This is a genomic window from Pseudomonas sp. BIGb0381, from assembly GCF_024809815.1.
In the GTDB taxonomy this organism is placed as follows: domain Bacteria; phylum Pseudomonadota; class Gammaproteobacteria; order Pseudomonadales; family Pseudomonadaceae; genus Aquipseudomonas.
Window position 1 is genome coordinate 744056 of record NZ_JANUEN010000001.1, and the last position, 22726, is coordinate 766781.

Below are 22726 nucleotides of genomic sequence, written 5' to 3' on the forward strand. Positions count from 1 at the left end.
ATGAATGCGACCAACCAACAGGCCTTTGTCGAGATCGCCCAGCGCCTGGCCTCACTGCCGGCGGACAAGAAGCAGCTGTTCCGCCAGCGCCTGGCCGAGAAGGGCATCGATAGCTGGCGCCTGCCCATCGTCCCGGCCGCTGGCAGGGAGGGTGCAGCGGTGCCGCTGGCCCATGCGCAACTGCGTTTTCTCTCGGCCGAGGCCCTGAGCAGCCGTGCGCTGTACAACCTCTGCTCGGTGCTGCGCTTCGATGGCCGTCTGGACCTGGCGTGCCTGCAGCAGGCCATGCAGCAACTGGTGGAGCGGCACACGATCCTGCGCACTCGCTACGTGGCCGATGCCCAAGGCCGCTTGCAGGCGCACTGCGAGCCCTGGACGGCGGGCCTGCCGGCGGTCGAGCCGCTACCCCGCGAGGCGCTTGCCGACCCGCAGCAATGGTGCGCCGACGAGTACGCCCGGCAGCTGGCCGAGCCCTTCGACCTGAGCCGCGAGGTGCCCTGGCGCTGGCGCGCGTTCAGCGATGCCGAGCAGGGCAGCACCTGGCTGTTCTTCACCATCCACCACGTCGCCTACGATGCCTGGTCGGCCCAGCAACTGACCCGCGAGTTGGCCGAGGGCTACCGTGCCCTGAGCCTGGGCGCGCCAGCCCAGTTGCCGCCGCTCGACATCCAGTACGCCGACTATGCCGCCTGGGAGCACGAGTGGCTGACCAGCGACGCCTGCGGCCAGCAGCTCGATTACTGGCGCAGCCAGTTGGCTGATGCGCCCGGGCCGCTGGCCTTGCCCTGCGATCATCCGCGTCCGCCCGCCAACCAGCGCCGCCATAGCGGCGCGGTACGGGTGCGCGAATTGCCGGCTGACTTGTCGGCGCAGGTGGATGGGGCCATCCGCGAGCAGGGCGTGACCCTGTACATCTTTGGCCTGACCGCCTTTGCCTGCCTGCTGGCGCGTTACAGCGGCGAGCGTGACCTGTGCCTGGGTACTTCGGTGGCGCAACGCGATCGCCCCGAACTGGCGCCGCTGATCGGGCCGCTGCTCAACACCCTGGTGATTCGCCAGCGCCTGGAGGACGACCCGGACTTTCGCAGCGCCCTGCTGCGCACCCGCGACAGCGTGGCGGCGGCGTTCGACCAGCAGACCCTGCCGTATGAAAAGATCCTCGAAGCCCTCGATCGGCCGCGTTCCAGCCCGTTGTTCCAGGCCATGTTCGTGCAGGTCGAATTACCGGAAAGCCGCACCCTGAGCCTGCCGGGGGTAAGCGTCGAGGTGCTCGACCCGCCGCAGCGTCATGCCCGTTTCGATCTCACTCTGCGTCTGCTGCGTTGCGCCGACCAGCGCCTGCGCTGCGAGCTGGAATACAGCGACGAGCTGTTCGAGGCGGCCACCATCGAGCAACTGCTCGACGATCTGCAGGCCATCCTGCAGGAGGCATCAGTCAATCCCGGACAGCGGTTGTCGGCACTGCGGCTGGCCTCGCCGGGCAGCGAACTGCATGGCCCCGCGCTGGGCGCCAGCCCTGAGCCGCTGGATCGACAGGTGCAGCAGTGGGCCGCGCGCACGCCGCAAGCGCCCGCCTTGTGCGATACGCGGCAGTCGCTGGCCTATGGCGATCTGGCCAATGCCGTGCAGGCACTGGCGCTGCGCCTGGCCGAGCAGAGCGTCGGCCCCGGTCAGGTAGTCGCCCTGTGCATGCCGCGCAGCGCCGAGCAGGTGCTGGCGATGTTGGCCTGCTGGCAACGTGGTGCGACCTGCCTGTTCCTCGACCCGGCGCAGCCCGTGCAGCGCTTGCAGCAACTGCTTGAAAGCAGCGCGGCGAGCCTGCTGCTGACCCTGGCCGAGGCGCCAGCGCTGAACGGCGCGGTCGCGCGTTTGCAACTGAGCGCCTCCGATCTCGCCGCACCCGCACCGTGCCAGCCTGTGCCCAGCCTTAGCCAGCCCGAGCAGGCCGCGTACCTGATCTACACCTCGGGCTCCACCGGCCAGCCCAAGGGCGTGCTGGTCAGCCATGCCAACCTGGCGCATTACGCCGCCGCCGTCAGTCAGCGCCTGCAGGCCAGCGCCAGCAGCCGTTGGGCGACCCTGGCCACGGTCGCCGCCGACCTCGGCCTGACCTGCGTCTTCGCCGCCTTGCACTCAGGTGATTCGCTGATCCTGCCGGAGGCCGCCCTGGCCTTCGATCCACCAGGCTGGGCCGATTTCCTGGCCCAACATCCCGTGGACTGCCTGAAGATCGCCCCCTCGCATTTGCGTGGCCTGCTGGCGCTGGACGATGCCCGGCGGGTACTGCCGCGGCAGTTGCTGATCCTGGGCGGTGAAGGCTTCGATGCGGCGCTGTTTGCCCGCATCCGCGAACTGGCGCCGGAGCTGCGCGTGTTCAACCACTACGGCCCGTCGGAAACCACCGTCGGTGTGGTCTGTGGCGAGGTGACGGAGGCCGGGCAAGGCGCTTACCTGCCGCTGGGCCAGCCATTGGCCGGTGCCGAGCTGCGTATCGTCGATGCGGCGGGCCAGCCCGTGCCGCGCGGCGTGGCGGGCGAGTTGCTGATCGGCGGCCCCCAGGTCGCGCTGGGCTACCTTGGCCAGCCGCAAGTCACTGCCGTCGCCTTCATCGATGACGCAGGGCGACGTTTCTACCGCAGCGGTGATCGGGTACGCCTGGATCACCATGGGCGTCTGGCGTTCCTCGGGCGCCAGGACGATCAGGTGAAGATTCGCGGTTTCCGCGTCGAGCCCGGTGAGGTCAGTACCTGGCTGAGCGGGCAGTCGCTGGTACGCGAAGCCGCTGTGCTGGCACGCGAGATTCAGGGGCGCATGCAACTGGTGGCCTATCTCGCGCCGCGCCTGACCCCGGACGAACTGAGCGCCATCCAGGCGCAGGCCCGGGCGCAACTGCCCGAACCGCTGCAGCCGGCGTACTGGTCGAGCCTGGACGCCTTGCCGCTGACCGCCAATGGCAAGCTCGATCGCCGCGCCTTGCCTGAGCCTGAAACTAACGTGGCGGTGGACGAGGGCGGACAGGCGCCCCAGGGCGTCAGCGAGCAATTGCTGGCCCGGCTGTGGTGCCAGGTGCTCGGCTGCGCCGCGGTCACTCGCCAGGACGATTTCTTCGCCCTCGGCGGCGATTCGATTCTCAGCTTGCAACTGATCGGCCTGGCCGCGCGCGAAGGGCTCCGGCTGCAGCCGCGCGACGTGCTGGAACAGCCGACCCTGGCGGCCATGGCAGCAAGTGCCGACTGCCGCGCGCAGCCGCGTCTGGCCAGTATTCTGGCGGCCTTCCGAGAACTGCTGGGCCAGCCGCAACTGGGGCTGGACGATGACTTCTTCGCCGCTGGTGGCGATTCGATTCTCAGCCTGCAACTGATCGCCCGGCTGCGCCAGGCCGACCTGCGCCTGATGCCGCGCCAGTTGCTGGAAAACCCCACGCCGCGGCAACTGGCGGCCGCGCTGGAGCCGGCGCCTGCCACCCGCAGCGAGCGGGCAGAGGCGTCGCCAGCGTTGGCCAGCGCGGTGGCGCGGCTGTCCCATGCCCAGGAGCGGCTGTGGTTCATGCAGCAGCTCGAACCCGACACCACCGCCTACAACGTCACGCAACTGCTGGTCTTGCAGGGTGAACTGCACGTGCCACGCCTGCGCAGCGCCTGCCTGAGCCTGATCGAACGTCACGAAGCCCTGCGTTGCCGTTTCTTCGAGGACAACGGGCAGGTGCGTCAGCGCCTGGTGGAGGCACCCGAGGCCAGCTTCGCCCTGCACGATCTGCGCGCATCGCCGGCAGATGCGCGGGAGACAGCGATTGCCCTGGCCGCGCAGCGGGTTTTCGACCTGGCCCATGGGCCGCTGGTGGCCATCGACCTGTTCCAGTTCGCTGAAGACGACTATCGCCTGCTGTTCAACGCCCACCATATCGCCGTGGACGGCTGGTCCATGGGGCTGCTGGTGCAGGATCTGGCCGCTCTCTACGAGGGCCGTCAGCCCGCGCCCAGAACGGGCCTTTTGCAAGTGATCGAAGCGCAGCGCCAGGCGCTGGAAGGGGATGTCGGCCAGGTACTGCTCGATTACTGGCAGCAGCGCCTGCAGGGCTTGAGTGACGAGCCGCTGGCCCTCAGCGAAAGCCCGCGCCCGGCACTGCAGGCGTATGCCGGCGCGCGAGAGCAGTTCCCGTTACCAGGCGAGCTGACCTCGGCAATCGCGGCCCGTGCCAAGCAGCTTGGGGTCACCCCCTTCGTGCTGTATTTCGCCGCGCAGCAACTGCTGCTCTGGAAACACGCCGGGCGCCGCGATTTCGCCATCGGCCTGCCGGTATCCGGGCGTGAGGCTGCGGACAGCCAGGCGCTGGTCGGTCTGTTCGTCAACACCCTGGTCTACCGCGTGCAGCTTGATGAGCTGGAAAGCCTGGAGCATTTTCTGCAGCGCCTTGGCCAGCGCCTGGCGGATGATCGGGCCCATGAGCAATTGCCGTTCGAGCGCCTGCTCGACGTGCTCGAGGTCGAGCGCAGCCTAGACCGCACGCCATTGTTCCAGGCCATGTTCAACTACCAGGTCGATCACCTCGGCGAGCGCAATCTGCAACTGCCGGGCGTCACGGTAGCGCCCCTGGCATTGCCGCAGGGGGCGATCAGCGCCAAGTTCGACCTGACCTTCAACCTGTTCAGCCAGGGCCGCGGCGATGAGGCCAGCAGCCAACTGATAGTCGAGTACGCCACCGCGCTGTTCGACCCGGCCCGCATCCAGTGCCTGGTGGACGACTACCTGGGCGTGCTGGCCAGCTTGGCGCATCTCGATCTGCAGCAGCCGCTGCTGGCGCTGCCACTGCCCTCGGTACAACGCCTGCACAGCGCGGGCGAAGCTGCCGAGCTGGACATCGAGGCGGATTTCGTGACCCGCTTCGAGGTTCAGGCCGCCTTGCATCCCGAGCGCACCGCGGTGTTCTGCCGCGACCGACAACTGAGCTACGGGCAGTTGCAGGCACAGGCCAACCAGCTTGCGCACTGGTTGTTGACGCAAGGTGTGACGGCGGAGTCAACGATCGCCTTCTGCCTGCCGCGCGACGAGCGTCTGCTGGTCTGCCTGCTGGGCATCCAGAAGGCCGGGGCGCAGTACCTGCCGCTCGATCCGAGCCATCCGCCTGCGCGGCAGGCGGCCATCGTGCAGCGGGCACGGCCGCATCTGCTGCTGTGCGACCTTCAGGATGAGCGTTTCCCAGCCACGGTGCGCTGCCAGCTCTGGCAGGACCTGGCGTTACAGGCGCAGCCGGCCGATGCACCGGCGCTGCCGAGGCACCTGCAGCAACTGGCCTACACGCTCTACACCTCCGGCTCCACCGGGCAGCCCAAGGGCGTGCAGATCAGCCGGGGCAACTTTGCCAACTTCCTGCTGGCGATGGAGCGCGCCTTGCCGCTGGACGGCGTGCAGCGCTACCTGGCGCTGACCACCGTGACCTTCGATATCAGCGGCCTGGAACTGTGCCTGCCGTTGGTGCGCGGTGGTAGCGTGGTGCTCGCCGATGACGAGCAACGCCAGGACCCGCTGCTGCTGGCGCAGTTGATCCGTGAGCGGGCGGTGGAGCTGATCCAGGCCACCCCGGCGACCTGGGCCATGCTGTTGCAGGGCGATCGCCAGGTGCTGGCCGGGCGGGTCGCCCTGGCCGGCGGCGAGGCCCTGGCGGCGGAAATGGCCAGCGAGCTGAAGCAGCTCGTCGGCTGCCTGATCAACGTCTACGGGCCGACCGAAACCAGCGTCTGGTCGACCCAGACGTCGGTGGAGGAGCTGCATCAGCCGGTGGTGCCGATTGGCCGGCCGCTGCTCAACACGCGCTGCCATGTGCTTGACGAGTTTCTCTGTGAGGTTCCGCCAGGCCGTGCCGGCGAGTTGTATATCGCAGGCCTTGGGCTGGCCCGTGGTTATGCCGGGCAGCCGGCGCTGAGCGCCGAGCGTTTCATCGCCGACCCGTTCGGCGGCGCTGGCGGGCGCCTGTACCGCACCGGCGATGTGGCCCGCTGGCAGGCCGATGGGCAGTTGTATTACCTGGGCCGCAGCGACGATCAGATCAAGCTGCGCGGCTTCCGTATCGAGCTGGGCGAGATCGAGGCGGCGCTGCTCGGTCACCCGGGGGTCGCCCAGGCGGTGGTGGCGGTGCAGGGTGAGCACCTGGCCGCGTTCTGGGTTGCCAGTCTGGCTGGCGAGCCGAGCGCAGACGAGCTGCGTGAACATCTGCAGGCACGTCTGCCGGTGTATATGCTGCCAACTCATCTGCAAGCGCTGCCGGCATTGCCGCTCAACAGCAACGGCAAGGTGGATCGCCAGCAATTGCCGCAGTTGCGCAACCAGCAGCAGGCGGCAGCAGGCAGCGCGCAGCGGCCAATGAGCGCCAGCGAGGCCCTGCTGAGCGAGATCTGGGGCCAGGTGCTGCAACTTGAGCAGGTGCCGCTCGATGGGCATTTCTTCCAGCTCGGCGGGCACTCGCTGATGGCCGCGCAGGTGCGTTCGCGGCTGCGCGAGCAGGGCTTCGAGGTGCCGCTGCGCTGGCTGTTCGAGACGCCTTTGCTGACGGAGCTGGCGGCGCGCCTGGACACCCAGGCCACCGCCTTCGACCCGGCTGGATTGAGCATCGCGCGGGTCGATCAGCACATCGACCAGCCGCTGTCGCCTGCGCAGCAACGGGTCTGGCTGATGCAGCAACTGCAGCCGAGCGACAGCAGCTTCAACATGAGCAGCAACGTGCGCCTGCGTGGCGCCCTTGATACCCAGGCGTTGCAGCGGGCCTTGCAGCGTGTGATACGGCGCCATGCGATCCTGCGCACCACCTACCATCAGCAGCAGGGCGAGGCGCGCCAGCGCATCCAGGCGGATTCTGCGTTGACGCTGCAACTGGCGACCCTGAGCCAGGCGCAGTGGGCGCAGGCTGAACATGAAATGGCCGCGCGCCCGTTCGACCTGAGCGTTGAGGCGCCGCTGCGCGCGGTGCTGTATCGCCTGGGCGAGCAGGAGCATGTGCTGCAACTGGTGCTGCACCATATCGCCTCCGACGGCTGGTCCGGCTCGGTGCTGATCGGTGAGCTGGTCGAAGGCTACGAGGCCTACAGCCAGGGCCGGCTGCCCGTGGAGCGCGAACTGGCGATCCAGTACGTCGACTATGCCGCCTGGCAGGTTTCAGCGGCGCTGCGCGCCCGTCAGCGCCAGGGCCAGCAGTTCTGGCAACGTACCCTCGCCGGCGTACCGAGCCAGGTGCCGTTGCCGTTCGACTTCCCACGCGGCGAGCGCGATAGCGCTGGTGGTGCGGCCTTGGACTTCCAGTTGCCAGCGGCGACGCTGGCACGCCTGGAGGCCTTGCAGCGTGACAGCGGCTTGTCGCTGTTCATGTTGCTGCTGACCGTCTATGCCGCCGTGCTGCAGCGCGAAACCCAGGGCCGCGACCTGGTCATCGGCACCGACGTGGCCAACCGCGAACACCCGGCTACCGAGGCACTGATCGGCTTCTTCGTCAACCTGCTGGCGTTGCGCATTCGCCTGCAACCGGAGCTGAGCTTCCGTGAGCAGGCGGCATTGGTGCGCGATGTCTGCCTGGATGCCTTCGCCTGGCAGGACACACCGTTCGAGCAGGTGGTGGAATGTCTCGACCTGCCGCGTGGGGCCAACCAGCATCCGCTGCTGCAGACCCTTTTCGTACTGGACAACACGCCGCGTCAGCCGCGCCGCCTCGGCAACCTCGAGGTCACGCCGGTGAGCCGTGAACAACAACACTCCAAGTTCGACATGGCGCTGTTCGCCACCCCCGACGGCGATGCCCTCAGCCTGCGCTGGGTGTACCGCACCAGCCTGTTCCGCCCAGCCACCATCGAGCGTTTGCGCGACAGCTTCCTGGCGCTGCTCGATGCTGCGCTGGGTGCGCCGGACAGCCCCATCGATGCCTTACCTCTGCCTTCCAAGGGAGCCGCTGCCATGTCCACCACCACGGACAACCCGCTGCAACGCAAGATGAGCAAGCTCGGCAAGCTGCGCCAGAATGGCCCGGCTGCCGCGGCCACACCGATCGAAACCCGGCCGCTGCGTGCCGGCTCCAGCTTCCCCCTGCTGGTGCAACTGCGCGAGCGCGAGCTGGCCCCCGCCGTGTGGGCCGAGAGCAATCGCGAGCAGGTGGAAGGCTGGCTGCGCGAGCACGGCGGGATTATCTTCCGTGGTTTCGATCTGCCGACCCCGGCGGACTTCGAGCAGTTCTGCCAGGCGCTGTGCCCGGAGCTGTACGGCCAGTACGGCGATCTGCCGAAGAAGGAGGGCGGCAACAAGATCTACAAGTCCACGCCCTATCCGAAGGACCGCATGATCATGTTCCACAACGAGAGCGCTCACCAGCATCGCTGGCCGCGCCGGCAGTGGTTCTATTGCGAGACGCCGGCCACCAGCGGCGGGGCCACGCCCATCGTCGACAGCCGTGAGGTGTACCGCGAGCTGCCGGCCTGGCTGCAGGTCAAGCTGCGTCGCAAGCAACTGATGTACGTGCGCAATTTCAGCGCCAGCCTGGATGTCAGCTGGCAGCACTTCTTCCAGACTGAGGAGCGTGCCGAGGCCGAGCGCATCTGCCATGAGGGCGGGATCGAGTTCGAGTGGCGCGGCGCCAACGAATTGCATACGCGTCAGGTGTGCCCGGCGGTGATCCTCCACCCGCTGACCGGCGATGCCAGCTTCTTCAACCAGATCCAGCTCTACCATCCGGCGTTTCTCGATGCCGATATCCGTGAGCAGTTCCTCAAGGGGCGCGATAGCGTCATGCCCCGGCAGGTGTTCTACGGTGATGGCAGCGAACTGGAAGAGGCCGCCATCGAGGCGATCAGTGCCGCTTACGAGCGTTGTGCGGTGCGCTTCGACTGGCAGCGCGGCGATGTGGTGATGCTCGACAACATGCTCGCCGCCCATGCCCGCGACCCCTTCGAGGGCGAGCGGCGCATCGTCGTCGCCATGGGCGACATCTATCGCCGCGATCAGGTCGCGGCCGCACCGGCTACGGCTGAGGAAAACGCTCTGGAGATGACCTCATGATGGATCTTGGCCTGCCTCTTTCCCCGGCCCAGAAGCAATTGGCCGAGGCCAACCCGCAGGCGTACCGCTGGGTGCGCATGACGCTCGCCGGCGTTGCTCCAGAGCGGGTCGAACAGCGCCTGCGTGACGCCTTGGGCCAACACGATGCGCTGCGCCTGCGCTATCAGCGCCCGCTCGGCGCCACTGGCCTGCGCCAGCGCGTGGCCGAGCCGGGCGAGTTGCGCCTGGACTGGCACCAGGCGGGTGCCGGCACCGATGCGGCGGCCTGGCAGCGCGACGCCCAGGCCCAGTGCCAGGCGCAGCAGCCCGACCTGCTGGCCTGGTGGCGCGACGAGCAGCTATGGCTGGCGCTGCCGGCCTGCTCGCTGGATCTGCACAGCCTCGAGCAACTGCGCCGTGAGCTGCTGGGGCAGGGCGCGGCACTGGAGGCCGAGCCGATGCAGTACAGCGACTACGCCGAGTGGATCGCCGGCCTGCAACTGGACGAGGACGCCGAGCAGGGCGCGCAGTTCTGGCGCAACCTGGCCCTGCAGGAGGTGCCGGGGCTGCGCCTGATCGAACGCTATGGAATGGCCAGCGGTGCCCGTGGCTGCGTGCAGCAGGCGCTCGAACCTGCACTGTGCAGTGCCGTGCAGGCACTGGCCGGGAGCGAGGCTTTGGCCATCGAACCACTCGCCCTGGCAGCCTGGGGCGCCTTGCTCGGCCGCCTGAACGGTCAGCGCCATGCGCAGTTGGGCCTGCAGCACGACCCGCGTGACGACTATGAGGAGCTGCAGGGCGCCTACGGGCTGTTCGAGCAAACGCTGCCCATGCAGGTGCATTTGTCCGAGCACGCCAGTTGGGTCAGCCTGGCCCGGCAACTGGCCCGGCAACTGGAAAGCGCCGTGCTCTGGCAGGAGTACCTCGGCCAGGCCGAGTTGCTGCCGGAGTGGCGCGCCAGCTATCAGGCCGGGCTGCGCGTGCAGCATCTGGCCGAGGTACAGGCGCTGCAGGCCTTGTCCTTCGACACACCGGTGGAACTGCAACTGCACTGGCTGCTGGATGAGTCCGGCCAGGGCCAGTTGGCGCTGGTGTACGACACCGGGTTGTATCGCCGTGAGCAGATGCAGCTCTTGCTGCGCCGTTACGTGCACTGGATCGGCCAACTGCTGCAGGCGCCGCAAGCGCCGCTGGACGGCCTGGATACCGTGCTGACGGAGGAGGCGCAGCCCACAGCGACTGGCGGGGAACTGCCAGCGGACGTCGATATCGTCGAGCGATTCCGTGCCCATGCGCGCCACCAGCCGGCCAGCCCGGCGCTGCGCGATGGCCAGCAGCTGTTGTCCTATGCCGAGGTGGATGAGCTGAGCGAACGGGTGGCCGGCAGTTTGCAGCAGGCCGGCGTTGGCCCTGACCAGGTGGTGGCGCTGCTGCTGCCGCGTGGCGCGCAGATGCTGGTCGCCATGCTGGCCTGCTTCAAGGCAGGCGCGGCCTATCTGCCGCTGGACCCGGCGCTGCCACCGCTGCGTCTGGCCAGCATTCTCGAGGATTCCAAACCTGCTGTTCTGCTGCATCTGGATGAGTCGAACCTGGTCTGCGAGGTGCCCAGCCTGGCCTGGTCGAAGGCCAGCAGCGCTGCACCACTCGCTGCGCCTGTGGCCAGCGCGCCGCAGCACCTGGCCTATGTGCTTTACACCTCGGGCACCAGCGGCAAGCCCAAGGGCGTTCAGATCGAGCAGGGGCAGCTACGCCACTACGCGAGCCAGATCACTCACGCGCTGGATCTGCCGGCAGGTGCTCACTACGGGCTGGTGTCGTCGCTGCTCGCCGACCTGGGCAATACCGTGTTGTACCCGGCCTGGCTGCAGGGGGGCTGCGTGCACCTGCTGAGCCAGGCCAGCGTCACCGATGCGCAGGCCTTCGCCGAGGAGCTGCGCGATCATCCGCTGGATGTGCTGAAGATCGTTCCATCGCACCTCGAGGCATTGATCGGCGAGCATCCGCTGGAGGGTGTGCTGCCGCGTCAGGTGCTGGTGCTTGGCGGCGAAGCGGTGGGCGAGAGCCTGCTGGCGCGGCTGGCACAGGCAGGGTCTGGTTGCCGCCTGTACAACCACTACGGGCCGAGCGAAACCACGGTCGGCGTGCTCTGGCGGGCCATCGACAGCGAGCAGGGGGCGAGCGGCACGGCCTTGAACCAGGTGCTCGGCAACAACTGCATCTATCTGCTCGACGAACAACAGCGCCCCGTGCCCTGCGGGCAGGCGGGCGAGTTGTGCGTGGCCGGGGCCAGTGTCGGCCGTGGCTACCTGGGGGATGTCGGCAGTTCGGCATTCGGCCAAGACCTGCGGTCCGGCGCGCGCCTGTATCGCACTGGTGATCTGGCGTTGCGCCAGGCCGATGGTGCCTTGCGCATTCTCGGGCGCAATGATCAGCAGGTGAAGATTCGCGGTTTTCGTCTGGAACTGGCGGAGGTCGAACAGGCGTTGCGCGGCCTGCCGGGTGTGCAGCAGGCGGCGGTGTTGCTTGATGGTGAGCGCCTGTTGGCCTTCGTCGTGGAGGAGCAAGGGCAGAGCCGGGCCGCGAACCTGCTGCGCGACGATCTGGCCCAACAACTGCCGGACTACATGCTGCCCGCCGGCATCTTCGCCGTGAAAGCCCTGCCGCTGAACAGCAATGGCAAACTCGATCGGCAGGCGCTGCTGGAGCGTGCCCGACAGCGCCTGCAAGGTGCGCGGGTGGCCCCGGTCGGCGAACTGGAAAGCGCCGTGCTGGAAATCTGGTGCCGTGTGCTGGGTGTCGAGGATCTCGGCGTGAGCGACAACTTTTTCGCCACGGGCGGGCATTCCCTGGCGGCGATCAAGGTGGTGGCGCTGATTCGCGAGCAACTGGGGCTCAACCCGCCGACTAATCTGCTGTTCGAGCGGCAGACCGTGCGCGAACTGGTGCAGAGCCTCGATCAGGGCGCGAGTAGCGAGGGCTGGCAGGTGCTGAACGATGTGGCCGGTGAGACGCCTGCCTTGCTCCTGGTACATGGCGCGGAGGGCCACCTGAAAGACTACCGACCGTTGGTGGAGCAACTTGGCGAAAACCAGGCCGTTTATGGCCTGGCGGCATTTGGCGAGGGTTGGGAAAGCAAGGATCTGGGCAGGCTGCTGCAGCGCTATGTACAGAGTATTCCTGAGTCGCTCAAGCAGCGGCCGCTGGTGGTGCTGGGCTGGTGCCTGGCTTCTCGCCTGGCGCTGCTGTTGATTGCGCACCTACAGTCAGCCGGCTTCACCATCAAGGCCTTGGCGACGGTGGATCATGATCCGCAGCGCAGCCTTGCTGGCGACGGCGACGAGGGTGGCCAGTTGCTCGCCGACCTGGTGTTCCTGTGTCGCAGCCGTTCGCGGCCGCTTGGCGATACGTTGCGCGAGCGTCTGGCCCGGCAACTGGTCGATTGCGATTATGCTGAGGGAGTGACCCGCATGCTGGCCGACGCCGAGGTGCGTGAGCATCTGCAATCGCACGGCGCTGATGCCGAGTTGCAGGCCGTGATGGTGCGCTACCGGGCGATCAAGACGCGCCTGTACGAACAGGCCTTACCGGTGGTCGACGTGCCCATCTGGTTATGGCGCAGCAATGCCCACGGTGATCTGCGTACACCCTGGCAGGCGCACACGCGCAAGGCGCTGCATGATCGGAGCCTGGATGTCGGCCATCATGCGATCCTTGCCGAGCCGCGCGTGAGTGAGGATCTGTTGTCTTTGCTGGCGCCAAGCATTGCGCCGCAACACCAAGCCGAGAAGGTGTCGAACTGATGATGTTATTGAAGGAACTGCTGCATGATGCGCGCTGGCGCATTTTCCTGGCGGTGCTGTGCAGTGCCTTGAGTGCGATCAGCAGCATCGGCCTGATCGGCTATATCAACCGCAGCCTGGAGCAGGGGCTGGATGACCTGAGCCAGGCGCTGGCGCTGTTCGCCGGCCTGCTGTTGCTGCTGTTCGTCAGCGGCACCCTGGCCCAGTGGCTGCTGGTGCAGATTGGCCATCGCCTGGTCTATCAGTTGCGCCTGCGCCTGGTGGGCAAGGTGCTGGGCACCGCCCTGGAGCGCATCGAGCGACTGGGCAGCCCGCGCATCTACAACGCGCTGACCAAGGACGTGACCACCGTGGCCACGGCCTTCAAGCAATTGCCGATCTCGCTGTACAACGGCTTGCTGCTGCTGGCTGGCCTGGCTTACATGGCCTGGCTGAGCCTGCCCTTCTTCGCCCTGACCCTGGCGGTGATCGCCTTCGGCGTGCTGCTCGATGTGCTGCTCGGGCGCAAGGTCAAGCGCCTGATGCAGCAGGTGCGGCAGCAGGACGACCGGTTGACCGAGCAGTTCGAGGCGACCATTAACGGCCGCTGCGAACTGGCCTTGAGCCGGGAGCGTCGGCAGATGCTGTACAACCAGCGCCTGGAGCCGATCGCGCAGGCCTCGCTGCAGGCCTCGGTACGCGCCGATACCCTGTGGGCGATCAACCTGAACTGGACGTCGCTGCTGGTTTTCTTGCTGATCGGTACGCTGTTCTTCCTCGGTCAGGGCCTCGGGCTGCTGAGCCAGCAGGTGGTGGTGGGCTATGTGTTGGCGATCATGTTCCTGCGTACGCCGATCTCGATGATCCTCGATGCCGTCCCGACGGTGATCCGCGGCCATGTGGCCTTGCAGGCCATCGATGACCTGGCCCTGGGCGAGACGGTGCACTTCACCTTGCCGCCCAAGGCCGCCGAGCCTTTCCGTGAGTTGCGCCTGAGCAACGTGCAATACCGCTACCCCGGGCAGAGCGACGAATTCGCCTTCCAGCTGGGCCCCATCGATCTGCACGTTCGCCGTGGCGAACTGATCTTTATCGTCGGCGGCAATGGCAGCGGCAAGTCGACCCTGGCCAAATTGCTGACCGGGCTCTACCAGCCTAGCGAGGGGACGGTCGCGCTCAATGGCGTGACGCTGGATGTCTCGAACAGCGAGTGGCACCGCGAACATTTCGCGGCGATCTTCGCCGACTTCTATCTGTTCGCCGATGTGCTCGGTGAGAACGGCCAGCTCGATGGGCTGGAGGAGCGGGTCGATCACTATCTGCAACGCCTGGGGCTGGCGCACAAGGTGCAGTTTGTCGATGGACGCCTGTCCACCACGGCCCTTTCACAGGGGCAGCGCAAGCGCCTGGCCCTGCTGTTGCTGATGATGGAGGGTCGCGAGGTGCTGCTGCTCGACGAATGGGCGGCGGACCAGGACCCGGTGTTCCGCCACGTGTTCTACCACGAGCTGCTGCCCGAGTTGCAGGCGGCCGGAAAAACGGTCATCGCCATCACTCACGATGACCGCTACTTCGACGTGGCCGATCGCATCTACCGGCTTGATTACGGCCAGTTGGTGGACTATGACCACACCAGCGAGAACCCTTTCCAGTTGGTCAGGTAGCCGCTTGGAGCGGCTTATTCGGGTGTTTTGTCGCGGTCGAGTGGGCAACTGCTGCAATAGCCTATGCCGGGCAGGCGGTAGCGAATGCAGCAGATACGGCGTAACCGCTGCGGTTCGTTAGCGCCGACGTCCTTGTAGTACACCGGGGCGAACAGCGGGTTGCGCCGGCCATCGGGGCGCAGGCGGCTTTCCAGCACGGTTCTGGCCGGGGCTGCGCAATCGAACGTTGCCAATCGATGCAGTTCGATTTGGGTAGTGGCGAATTCGAAGAGGTTGCCGGCGTTGCTCCAGAACAGTCGTGGCGAGGCTTTCGAGACGCTGGCCATTACCTCGATCACCGGTTTCAGATGCCGCTCGATCAAGGCGTCGAAGCGCGCGAAGGGCGCGCAGGGTGGCAGAACGCTGCCTTCATGGGGCAGGTGCAGGGCAAGCGGCTTTCCCGCGGCCGAGAGGATGACGCCGACATCGCTCAGGGCGATAGGCAACTCGCGCTGCAAGAGCAAGCTGGCCGCCACGGCGGGTGCTATGAAGCAGAAATACCATTTCGACCAGATAGAGGTCAGCGCCATGAAATCGTCGCTGCCATGGCGGGCTGCCAGTTCACGAATGAACTCGGCGAAATAGTCCGGCTGAAACAATTGCGAGCCGGCAATTGCCTGCTGTTGATCACTGGCCAGTTGCAGGTTTTCCCCATAGTCCGCCAGCGGGCCGCTGAACAGCGGGGCGAGGCTGGCGATCATCCTCGCGGCCCAGTGTCACCGTCAGGCGGCATTGCGCAATGCTTGGTCAGGGAGGCTGCGGGTCGAGGCATAGTCAGGCGCTTGCTGTTGAGACTCGTTATCAACGGTGGCGATCAGTATAAACAAACCGGGGGCATGCAGGCTAACCCTGTCTGTGACACCAGGGCGGGTAAGCGCATCACGCTAACGTCTAATGATAATTATTATTAACTGTATTATCCTACAGCCGCTCGCATGCAAAGCTCAAACTACCCTGCGAGCACTCGTATCTTCAGTGAAAACGGAGTGGAACATGAGTCTGGACAGTCCTGAAACGCGATTTCTGGTTGTAGTCAACGATGAGGAGCAGTATTCGATCTGGCCGGATTACAAGGAGATACCGCAAGGCTGGCGCGCGGCCGGCAAGCAGGGCAGCAAGGAGGAGTGCCTGGCTTTTATCGAGTCGTTCTGGACTGACATGCGGCCTTTGAGCTTGCGTCAAGCCATGCAGCCCCAGGATCGCGGCTGAGGCCTTGTGCATCCAGCCCATGGTTTTCCGTATTGCCGGGCGACAGCCCCCCGCTGCGTTGTCCGGTAGCCGATAGCAGCAACTAGGAATCGCCTGAGTTGGCTGGTCGTTCACTGCATGACGCACGTTCCGGCAGCGTTGTCAGATAACGCGCTATCCGCGCAACACGAGGATGCACTCATGAATGCAATCCCCCCGATCACCAACACCACGCTCGAACTCCAGTACCGGCACAGCGGGCTAAGCCAGCGCTATTGCCTGGACAGCACGCCGGCATTGCAGCGGCAAATGCAGCGCGAGTCGAATGCGCGCAGCTACCCACGGCGCATACCGCTGGAGCTCAAGCGGGCGCAGGGGGTGTATGTCGAGGACTCGCGGGGGCAGGTGTACATCGATTGCCTGGCCGGTGCCGGTACCCTGGCTCTGGGGCACAATCACCCGGTGACCGTGGAGGCGATCCAGAAGACCCTGGCCTCGGGCATACCGCTGCATGCCCTCGATCTGAGTACGCCGATCAAGGATGCCTTCGTAGAGACGGTCTTCGATCTGCTGCCTGGCGACTTCGCCAGGGACGCGCGCATCCAGTTCTGTGGCCCCACGGGGGCGGACGCAGTGGAGGCGGCGCTCAAGCTGTCGCGCACGGCAACCGGGCGGCAGAGCATCCTGGCGTTCCATGGCGCCTATCACGGTATGACCCTCGGCACGCTGTCTGTGAGCGGCAACCTGGGGCCGAAGAATGCCTTGGGTGGCCTGCTGGCGGGGGTGCAATTCTTGCCGTATCCACATGACTACCGTTGCCCGTTCGGCCTGCGCGGCGAGCAGGCGATTGACGCCAGTCTGCATTACATCCGCCACCTGCTCGCCGACCCGGAAAGCGGCGTGACCCAGCCGGCGGCCATGATCCTGGAAACGGTGCAGGGCGAGGGCGGGGTGATTTGCGCCCCTGATCGCTGGCTGCAGGGGCTGCGGGCGATCACGCGTGAGCACGGTGTTCCCCTGATCCTCGACGAGATCCAATGCGGTATCGGGCGCACCGGCGATCTGTTTGCCTTTGAGCGCAGCGCCATCACCCCTGATGTGGTGACGCTGTCGAAGGCTATCGGCGGTGGTCTGCCGCTGTCGGTGGTGGTCTATCGGGGCGAGCTGGATCAATGGCAGCCCGGGGCCCATGCCGGCACTTTCCGAGGTAATCAACTGGCCATGGCCGCAGGCGATGCCACCTTGCGCTTCATTCAGCGCGAAGGCATCTGCAGCCATGTGCGCAACGTCGGAGCACGCTTGCAGACGCTGCTGCACGGGCTGCAGGCCGAGTTCGACTGGATCGGCGACGTGCGCGGCCGTGGTCTGATGCTGGGCATGGAGATCATCGATCCTGCCAGCCAGGATGCCCTTGGCCAGCCCGCTACCGATGGCGAGCGGGCGCGCAAGCTACAACGTGCTTGTCTGGAGCGTGGCCTGATCGTCGAGCTGGGCGGCCGGCACGGCGCAACCGTTCGCTTCCTGCCGCCGCTGATCATCAGCGAAGCGGAGGTCGATCTGGTTGGGCAGATTCTCTACCAGGCGGCGCAGAACGTGGAGATCGCCGCCGCGAGCTGATGCAGGTATGCCACAGGTTCCTGGCAGGGTGGTGGCCGCACCGGTATGGCAGGCTGGGCGGCAGTGAATCGGTAGCGAGCTGCGCCGCGGGCCAGTCACCCTTAGCAAGCCGTTGAAAAACGTAGGCGAGGCAGGTAAGACAATACCAATGGCAGCCCCGCAAAAACGGCCGAAAAAAAGGCTGCTTTAACAGATTCAGGGTCATTAGATCGCCCCGTAATCACCAGCTAAGACTGGGAATATGTAGGGCTATCATCTAATACGATGAGGATCTAACGCTTGCAAGGTGTCAGATCATCGGGTTACCACCAATACTTTCCAAAGTTTTCCGGGTTGGCCCAGAAACGGGCGTTGAGCCAGTCCGGCACCTGTTTATAGTCAAGCAGATCGTAGGTAAACAGCGTCAGGACCTGTTCATCGCGCTGGAAACGCTCACCGGCCTGCAGGGCCAGGGAGAAGAAGTCGGTTTCCTTCCATCCGCAGGCGCCCAGGTCCACCAGCACCGCAATGCGGCTGGCGTTGAGGTTGCGGATGCCGCCGAGCAAGGTCAGGCCCTGGGGTTTTGACAGGTGCTCCAGGCAATCGACCACCAGCGCCAGGTCAAAACGCAGTGCCGCCAATGCTTGCGGCAATGGCCCTGGATCGGCGCAAAACACCTGGGTATCCGGGTGTGCGTCTTTAAATGCATCCAGCGCCGGGAACTGGCTGGCGCCCAACAGCAACAGGCGTTTTGGCTGGTGCAGATCCAGCAGTGCAGCCAAGGCTTGCTGGGGCGTACGGGAAGAAATACCAGCGGTCATCAGAAATCCTCACATCATGACCGTAGAGACTAGCGCGGCTGAGCGTGCGGGCCTAGAGCGGGCGGTTGCGAAAAGTCCTACGTGGGCTGCCATCCTCAATGAATCCGGGGGCGTGGCGTAGTGGCGCAGTTGAAAAGAGCGGTCTTTACTCCACTCATCGGCCCCCGCCGATCCCCTCAGGAGAAAGTCAGATGAGCATCATGCGGACAGCTCTACCTTTGGTTCTGCTAACCGGAGTATTGACAGGTTGCGCAGGCTTGCAAAAAACCGATTGGCCTACCTGCGCCGCTGTCGGCGGTGTGACCGGTGCGGCGATCGGTGCGACTGAAAGCTCAGCCTACGCAGGCTATGGTGCCTTGCTGGTCGGCGGCATGGCCGGCGCCTATTGCTGGGTGCACGGCGATGGCGACGAAGATGGCGATGGCGTGCCGGACAGCCGCGACAAGTGCCCGGGCACGCCGAAAGGCGTGCAGGTCGACGCCAATGGTTGCCCACCGGCGCCGCCAGCGGCGGTGGTTGAGGAGGTTGTCGTGGTCAAGGAAGAAACCATTGTGATCCGCGATGTGCACTTCCAGTTCGACTCCGCCAAGTTGACGGCAGCGGATAAAACCAAACTCGACACCATTGCCACGCGCCTGAAACAGGAAGCTCCGAGCGCCCAACTGCGGGTCAGTGGTCACACCGACAGCGTCGGTAAAGACGCCTACAACCAGAAACTCTCGGAAAAACGTGCGCATTCGGTCACCGATTACCTGGTCGGCGCCGGTGTGCCCCGCAGTGCCTTTGTGTCTGTAACCGGCGCGGGCGAAAGCCATCCGGTCGCCGACAACAAGACCGCTGAAGGCCGCGCCTTGAACCGCCGTACGGAAATCCAGATCAACCGCTGACAGCCCTTGCCCCTGTGGTATCCACAGGGGCATTGCCGGCGATCCTCGCTTAAATCGCAGCCCTCTCAAGTTTTTTGAACCTTCACTGGCAAATCGCCTGTAGAAGTCGTTACTGTGCATCCAAAGAAAAATTCGAAAACACTCAGGAGCCCCATGATGCGTAAGGTTTTTCTGTTGGCCCTGTTGGTCAGCCCCGTTGCCCTGGCCCAGAGCGTCAGTGTTGAAACCAACTCATTGATGCGCCTTCCCTCCAGCACCAGCGTGTTGCAACTGGAGCGCCTGGACGTGGCGGACTACGGCACTTTGCTGATTCCGGCCACCATCAGCCAGGTCACGGTGGATGAACTGCACCTGGGCCGCGATGCACGCATCGCAATGGTTCCTGGCAATACCGCGCTGCAACTGCAGGTGCGGCATGCGCAACTTGAGCATGGCAGCCAGATCACTTCGCGCGGTGCCCCCGGTACCCATGAAAAACCAGCCAAGGCCGGGCGTGACCTGACCTTGCGCATCAACTCGCTGACGGCTGAAGAACTGTCGGTGGATGCCCGTGGCGGCGCCGGTGCCCAAGGGTATGCCGGGCTGGATGGCGCCAATGGCGTGGATCCTGGGTGCACCTGGGGTTCGGCTGGGCGCGGTGCCAATGGCGACAATGGCGGCGATGGCTTGCCGGGTGGTGCGGGTGCACAGGTCCGCGTGGAGTTACCGAAGGACTTCCCGGCTGAACACATCAAGGTCTGGGTGGATGGCGGTGCTGGCGGTTTGGCCGGTACGGCCGGCAAGCCGGGCAAAGGTGGGGAGTCCAAAGGCTGCCTAGTGTACCGCACCGAGGGAGGCGAGAAGGGCCGCCCAGGGTTGGAAGGGCAGCCGGGACCGGTGGGGCCTGCGGGTACAGTGACTATTCAGCGGCTCTAAAGAGCCGCAGCTGCAAGCTTCAGGCTTGCAGCTGTACTCAGAACATCGGCCGAGCCGAAGCAATCGCCACCACCACCAACCCCACGATCAAATTAATTCCCACCAGCTTGCGAATCTGCCCCAGTGCAGCCGCACCCGCCGGCCAATCTTCGGCTGCCACCGCCGCGCGCAGCTGCGGGAACTTCAGCGCCTGGATGCGGATAAACAGCGCCGTCATTACCAGGTACAACCCCATCATCACCTGCACATAACGCGGTGCGGTTTCAAATCCGCTGAAGCGCAGTTGCAACAAGCCGACGCCGCTGATCGGCAAAACCAGCACCGCCACCCACACCCACACGAAAAAACGTTGAAACACATTTGCCCACAGCTTGAGCCGGGCAGGGCCTTCAAGTGCCGCCACGGCGGCGGGGCGCAGGATCATCCAGGCGAAAAACATACCGCCGACCCATATCAGGGCGGCCAATACATGCAGGGTGTAAGCGAGGCTAAACGCGGTCATTGTGGTACTCCGTTCTGCGCGGGATTAATTAGCGGGGTATGATAGCGGCCGATCCGAACCACTGAAAATTTATCCAGCGTTTTTTGCGCCCGACTATCCATGATCAGCACTGAACTCAAAACCACGATCCAGGGCGCCTATACGCGTTTTCTCGAAGCCAAGAGCTTGAAACCGCGCTACGGCCAACGCCTGATGATCGCCGAAGTGGCCAAGGTCCTCGGGGATATCGACACCGATGACGAAGGCCGCCGCGAAGGTGAGCCCGCCGTCGTCGCCGTCGAAGCCGGCACCGGTACCGGCAAGACCGTGGCCTACAGCCTGGCTGCGATCCCTACCGCCAAGGCCGCCGGCAAGCGCCTGGTGATCGCCACCGCCACCGTCGCCCTGCAAGAGCAAATCGTCTACAAAGACCTGCCCGACCTGATGCGCAACAGCGGCCTGAACTTCACCTTCGCCCTGGCCAAGGGCCGTGGCCGCTACATGTGCCTGTCCAAGCTCGACGTGCTGCTGCAGGAAGGCCATGCACAAACTGCCACGGCGTCGCTGTTCGAGGAAGAAGGCTTCAAGATCGAGGTGGATGAGGTCAGCCAGAAGCTGTTTACCAGCATGATCGAAAAGCTGGCGGGCAATAAATGGGACGGCGATCGCGACAGTTGGCCCACGGCCCTCGAAGATGCCGACTGGGCACGCCTGACCACCGACCACAGCCAGTGCACCAACCGTCATTGCCCCAACTTCGGCCAGTGCGCCTTCTACAAGGCCCGCGAAGGCATGGGCAAGGTTGACGTGATCGTTACCAACCATGACATGGTGCTGGCTGACCTGGCCTTGGGCGGCGGCGCGGTACTGCCGGACCCGCGCGACACCCTCTATGTATTCGACGAAGGCCATCACCTGCCCGACAAGGCCATCGGCCACTTCGCCCACTACACGCGCCTGCGCTCCACCGCCGACTGGCTGGAAACCACCGCGAAGAATTTGACTAAATTGCTCGCCCAGCACCCACTGCCCGGCGATTTGGGCAAGCTGATCGAACAGGTGCCGGAGCTGGCGCGGGAGATCAAGACCCAGCAACAGTTCATGTTCAGCGCCTGCGAACAGGTGGCCGACTTCAAGCCCGGTGAGGATGTGGAAGGCCGTGAGCGCCCGCGCCACCGCTTTGTCGGCGGGATGATTCCCGAGCATATGCGCGAAATGGGCATCGAACTGAAGAAAGGCTTTTCGCGCCTCACCGACCTGTTCACCCGCCTGACCGACCTGCTCAAGGAAGGCATGGACGGTGAGGTCAACATCGGCATCGCCAGCAACCAGGCCGAGGAGTGGTACCCGCTGTTCGGCAGCCTGTTGTCCCGTTCCCAGGGCAACTGGGAGTTGTGGACGGCCTTTACCGTCGAAGACCCGGAAGACAACCCGCCCATGGCCCGCTGGCTGACCCTGTCGGAAAGCGGTGCGTTGTTTGATATCGAGGTCAACGCCAGCCCGATCCTCGCCGCCGAAATGCTACGGCGCAACCTATGGAACGTGGCGTATGGCTGCCTGGTGACCTCGGCCACGCTGACCGCCCTGGGCACCTTCGACCGCTTCCGCATGCGCGCGGGCTTGCCGAAAAAGGCCGTCACGGCGGTAGTGCCAAGCCCGTTCCATCATGCCGACGCCGGTGTGCTACGGGTGCCCGATCTCAAGGCCGACCCACGGGATGCACCGGCGCACACCGCGGCGATCATCCGCGACCTGCCCTCTTTGGTGGAAGGTTCGCGCGGCACCCTGGTGTTGTTCTCGTCGCGCAAACAGATGCAGGACGTGTTCGACGGCCTCGACCGCGACTGGCGCAAGCAGGTGTTTATCCAGGGCAACCTGTCCAAGCAGGAAACCCTGAACAAGCACAAGGCGCGGGTCGATGGCGGGGATTCCAGCGTGCTGTTCGGCCTGGCGAGTTTCGCCGAAGGCGTGGACTTGCCCGGTGCCTACTGCGAACACGTGGTGATCGCCAAGATCCCGTTCTCGGTGCCGGATGATCCGGTCGAGGCCGCGTTGGCCGAGTGGATCGAAGCGCGGGGCGGTAACCCGTTCATGGAGATCTCGGTGCCGGATGCTTCCTTGAAGCTGGTGCAGGCCTGCGGTCGCTTGCTGCGTACCGAGGAAGACCGGGGCACCATCACCTTGCTCGACCGCCGCCTGGTTACCCAGCGCTACGGCAAGGCGATCCTGAATGCGTTGCCGCCGTTCCGGCGCGAAATTTCTTAAGCCACCGTGGGCGAATTCGCCCACTTTGTGGTCTATCTCACTGCTATCGATTTATGTCATCAGGCCATTCACCGGCCGTTTG

General features: G+C 65.2%; 11 protein-coding genes. 8 read left to right on the top strand and 3 right to left on the bottom strand.

The genetic code is table 11. The annotated features are described in order from the left end of the window. Genes M2397_RS03575 through M2397_RS03585 form a run of 3 tightly spaced genes read left to right on the top strand, consistent with a single transcriptional unit; the run spans position 1 to position 14452 of the window. Positions 1-9030 carry a non-ribosomal peptide synthetase gene (locus M2397_RS03575; protein WP_259242301.1) on the top strand — a complete coding sequence of 3010 codons (9030 nt, stop codon included), beginning with the start codon at positions 1-3 and terminating at the stop codon, positions 9028-9030. Continuing rightward, the gene (locus tag M2397_RS03580; RefSeq protein ID WP_259242302.1) at positions 9027-12809 is read left to right on the top strand and encodes an amino acid adenylation domain-containing protein; all 3783 of its coding nucleotides are present in this window, start codon (positions 9027-9029) and stop codon (positions 12807-12809) included. Before M2397_RS03575 ends, M2397_RS03580 begins: the two co-directional genes overlap by 4 nt. Further along, a complete protein-coding gene (locus M2397_RS03585; protein ID WP_131697221.1) occupies positions 12809-14452 on the top strand; it encodes a cyclic peptide export ABC transporter in 1644 nt (547 codons plus the stop codon). The genes M2397_RS03580 and M2397_RS03585 overlap by 1 nt, the downstream gene beginning before the upstream one ends. Before the next feature lie 14 nt (positions 14453-14466). Here the strand turns inward: M2397_RS03585 and fhuF are convergent, their stop codons facing one another. After that, positions 14467-15192, bottom strand: coding sequence for a siderophore-iron reductase FhuF (fhuF, locus tag M2397_RS03590; protein WP_145334998.1), 726 nt, complete (start codon positions 15190-15192; stop codon positions 14467-14469). 292 nt (positions 15193-15484) lie between these two features. On the opposite strand from fhuF, the gene M2397_RS03595 reads away from it, so the two are divergent. Together M2397_RS03595 and M2397_RS03600 are read left to right on the top strand one after the other, a co-directional pair. Beyond that, on the top strand, positions 15485-15700 hold the full coding sequence (locus tag M2397_RS03595; RefSeq protein WP_131697219.1) for an MbtH family NRPS accessory protein: 216 nt from the start codon (positions 15485-15487) through the stop codon (positions 15698-15700). Positions 15701-15880: 180 nt separating this feature from the next. After that, a complete protein-coding gene (locus M2397_RS03600) occupies positions 15881-17296 on the top strand; it encodes a diaminobutyrate--2-oxoglutarate transaminase (protein ID WP_184744435.1) in 1416 nt (471 codons plus the stop codon). A gap of 302 nt (positions 17297-17598) precedes the next feature. Here M2397_RS03600 and M2397_RS03605 read toward each other — a convergent pair whose 3' ends face one another. Then, the gene (locus tag M2397_RS03605; RefSeq protein WP_131697217.1) at positions 17599-18096 is read right to left on the bottom strand and encodes a DUF6231 family protein; all 498 of its coding nucleotides are present in this window, start codon (positions 18094-18096) and stop codon (positions 17599-17601) included. Between the two features lie 191 nt (positions 18097-18287). Here M2397_RS03605 and M2397_RS03610 point away from each other — a divergent pair, with 191 nt between their 5' ends. Both M2397_RS03610 and M2397_RS03615 read left to right on the top strand, forming a co-directional pair. Beyond that, complete coding sequence (locus tag M2397_RS03610) at positions 18288-18983, top strand: OmpA family protein (RefSeq protein WP_131697216.1); 696 nt, start codon at positions 18288-18290, stop codon at positions 18981-18983. 156 nt (positions 18984-19139) lie between these two features. Then, positions 19140-19898, top strand: coding sequence for a collagen-like protein (locus M2397_RS03615; RefSeq protein WP_131697215.1), 759 nt, complete (start codon positions 19140-19142; stop codon positions 19896-19898). Positions 19899-19935: 37 nt separating this feature from the next. On the opposite strand, the gene M2397_RS03620 is transcribed toward M2397_RS03615, so the two are convergent. Next, on the bottom strand, positions 19936-20400 hold the full coding sequence (locus tag M2397_RS03620) for a CopD family protein (protein WP_167654861.1): 465 nt from the start codon (positions 20398-20400) through the stop codon (positions 19936-19938). Positions 20401-20499: 99 nt separating this feature from the next. Between M2397_RS03620 and dinG the strand changes: the two genes are divergently transcribed. After that, positions 20500-22644, top strand: a complete 2145-nt coding sequence (gene dinG, locus M2397_RS03625; RefSeq protein ID WP_027604440.1) for an ATP-dependent DNA helicase DinG — start codon at positions 20500-20502, stop codon at positions 22642-22644. Positions 22645-22726: the final 82 nt, after the last annotated feature.

Bases quoted from the DNA above. Each gene is read 5' to 3' on its own strand.
- M2397_RS03575 (WP_259242301.1), top strand. From the start codon at position 1: ATGAATGCGACCAACCAACAGGCCTTTGTCGAGATCGCCCAGCGCCTG.
- M2397_RS03580 (WP_259242302.1), top strand. From the start codon at position 9,027: ATGATGGATCTTGGCCTGCCTCTTTCCCCGGCCCAGAAGCAATTGGCC.
- M2397_RS03585 (WP_131697221.1), top strand. From the start codon at position 12,809: ATGATGTTATTGAAGGAACTGCTGCATGATGCGCGCTGGCGCATTTTC.
- fhuF (WP_145334998.1), bottom strand. From the start codon at position 15,192: ATGATCGCCAGCCTCGCCCCGCTGTTCAGCGGCCCGCTGGCGGACTAT.
- M2397_RS03595 (WP_131697219.1), top strand. From the start codon at position 15,485: ATGAGTCTGGACAGTCCTGAAACGCGATTTCTGGTTGTAGTCAACGAT.
- M2397_RS03600 (WP_184744435.1), top strand. From the start codon at position 15,881: ATGAATGCAATCCCCCCGATCACCAACACCACGCTCGAACTCCAGTAC.
- M2397_RS03605 (WP_131697217.1), bottom strand. From the start codon at position 18,096: ATGACCGCTGGTATTTCTTCCCGTACGCCCCAGCAAGCCTTGGCTGCA.
- M2397_RS03610 (WP_131697216.1), top strand. From the start codon at position 18,288: ATGAGCATCATGCGGACAGCTCTACCTTTGGTTCTGCTAACCGGAGTA.
- M2397_RS03615 (WP_131697215.1), top strand. From the start codon at position 19,140: ATGCGTAAGGTTTTTCTGTTGGCCCTGTTGGTCAGCCCCGTTGCCCTG.
- M2397_RS03620 (WP_167654861.1), bottom strand. From the start codon at position 20,400: ATGACCGCGTTTAGCCTCGCTTACACCCTGCATGTATTGGCCGCCCTG.
- dinG (WP_027604440.1), top strand. From the start codon at position 20,500: ATGATCAGCACTGAACTCAAAACCACGATCCAGGGCGCCTATACGCGT.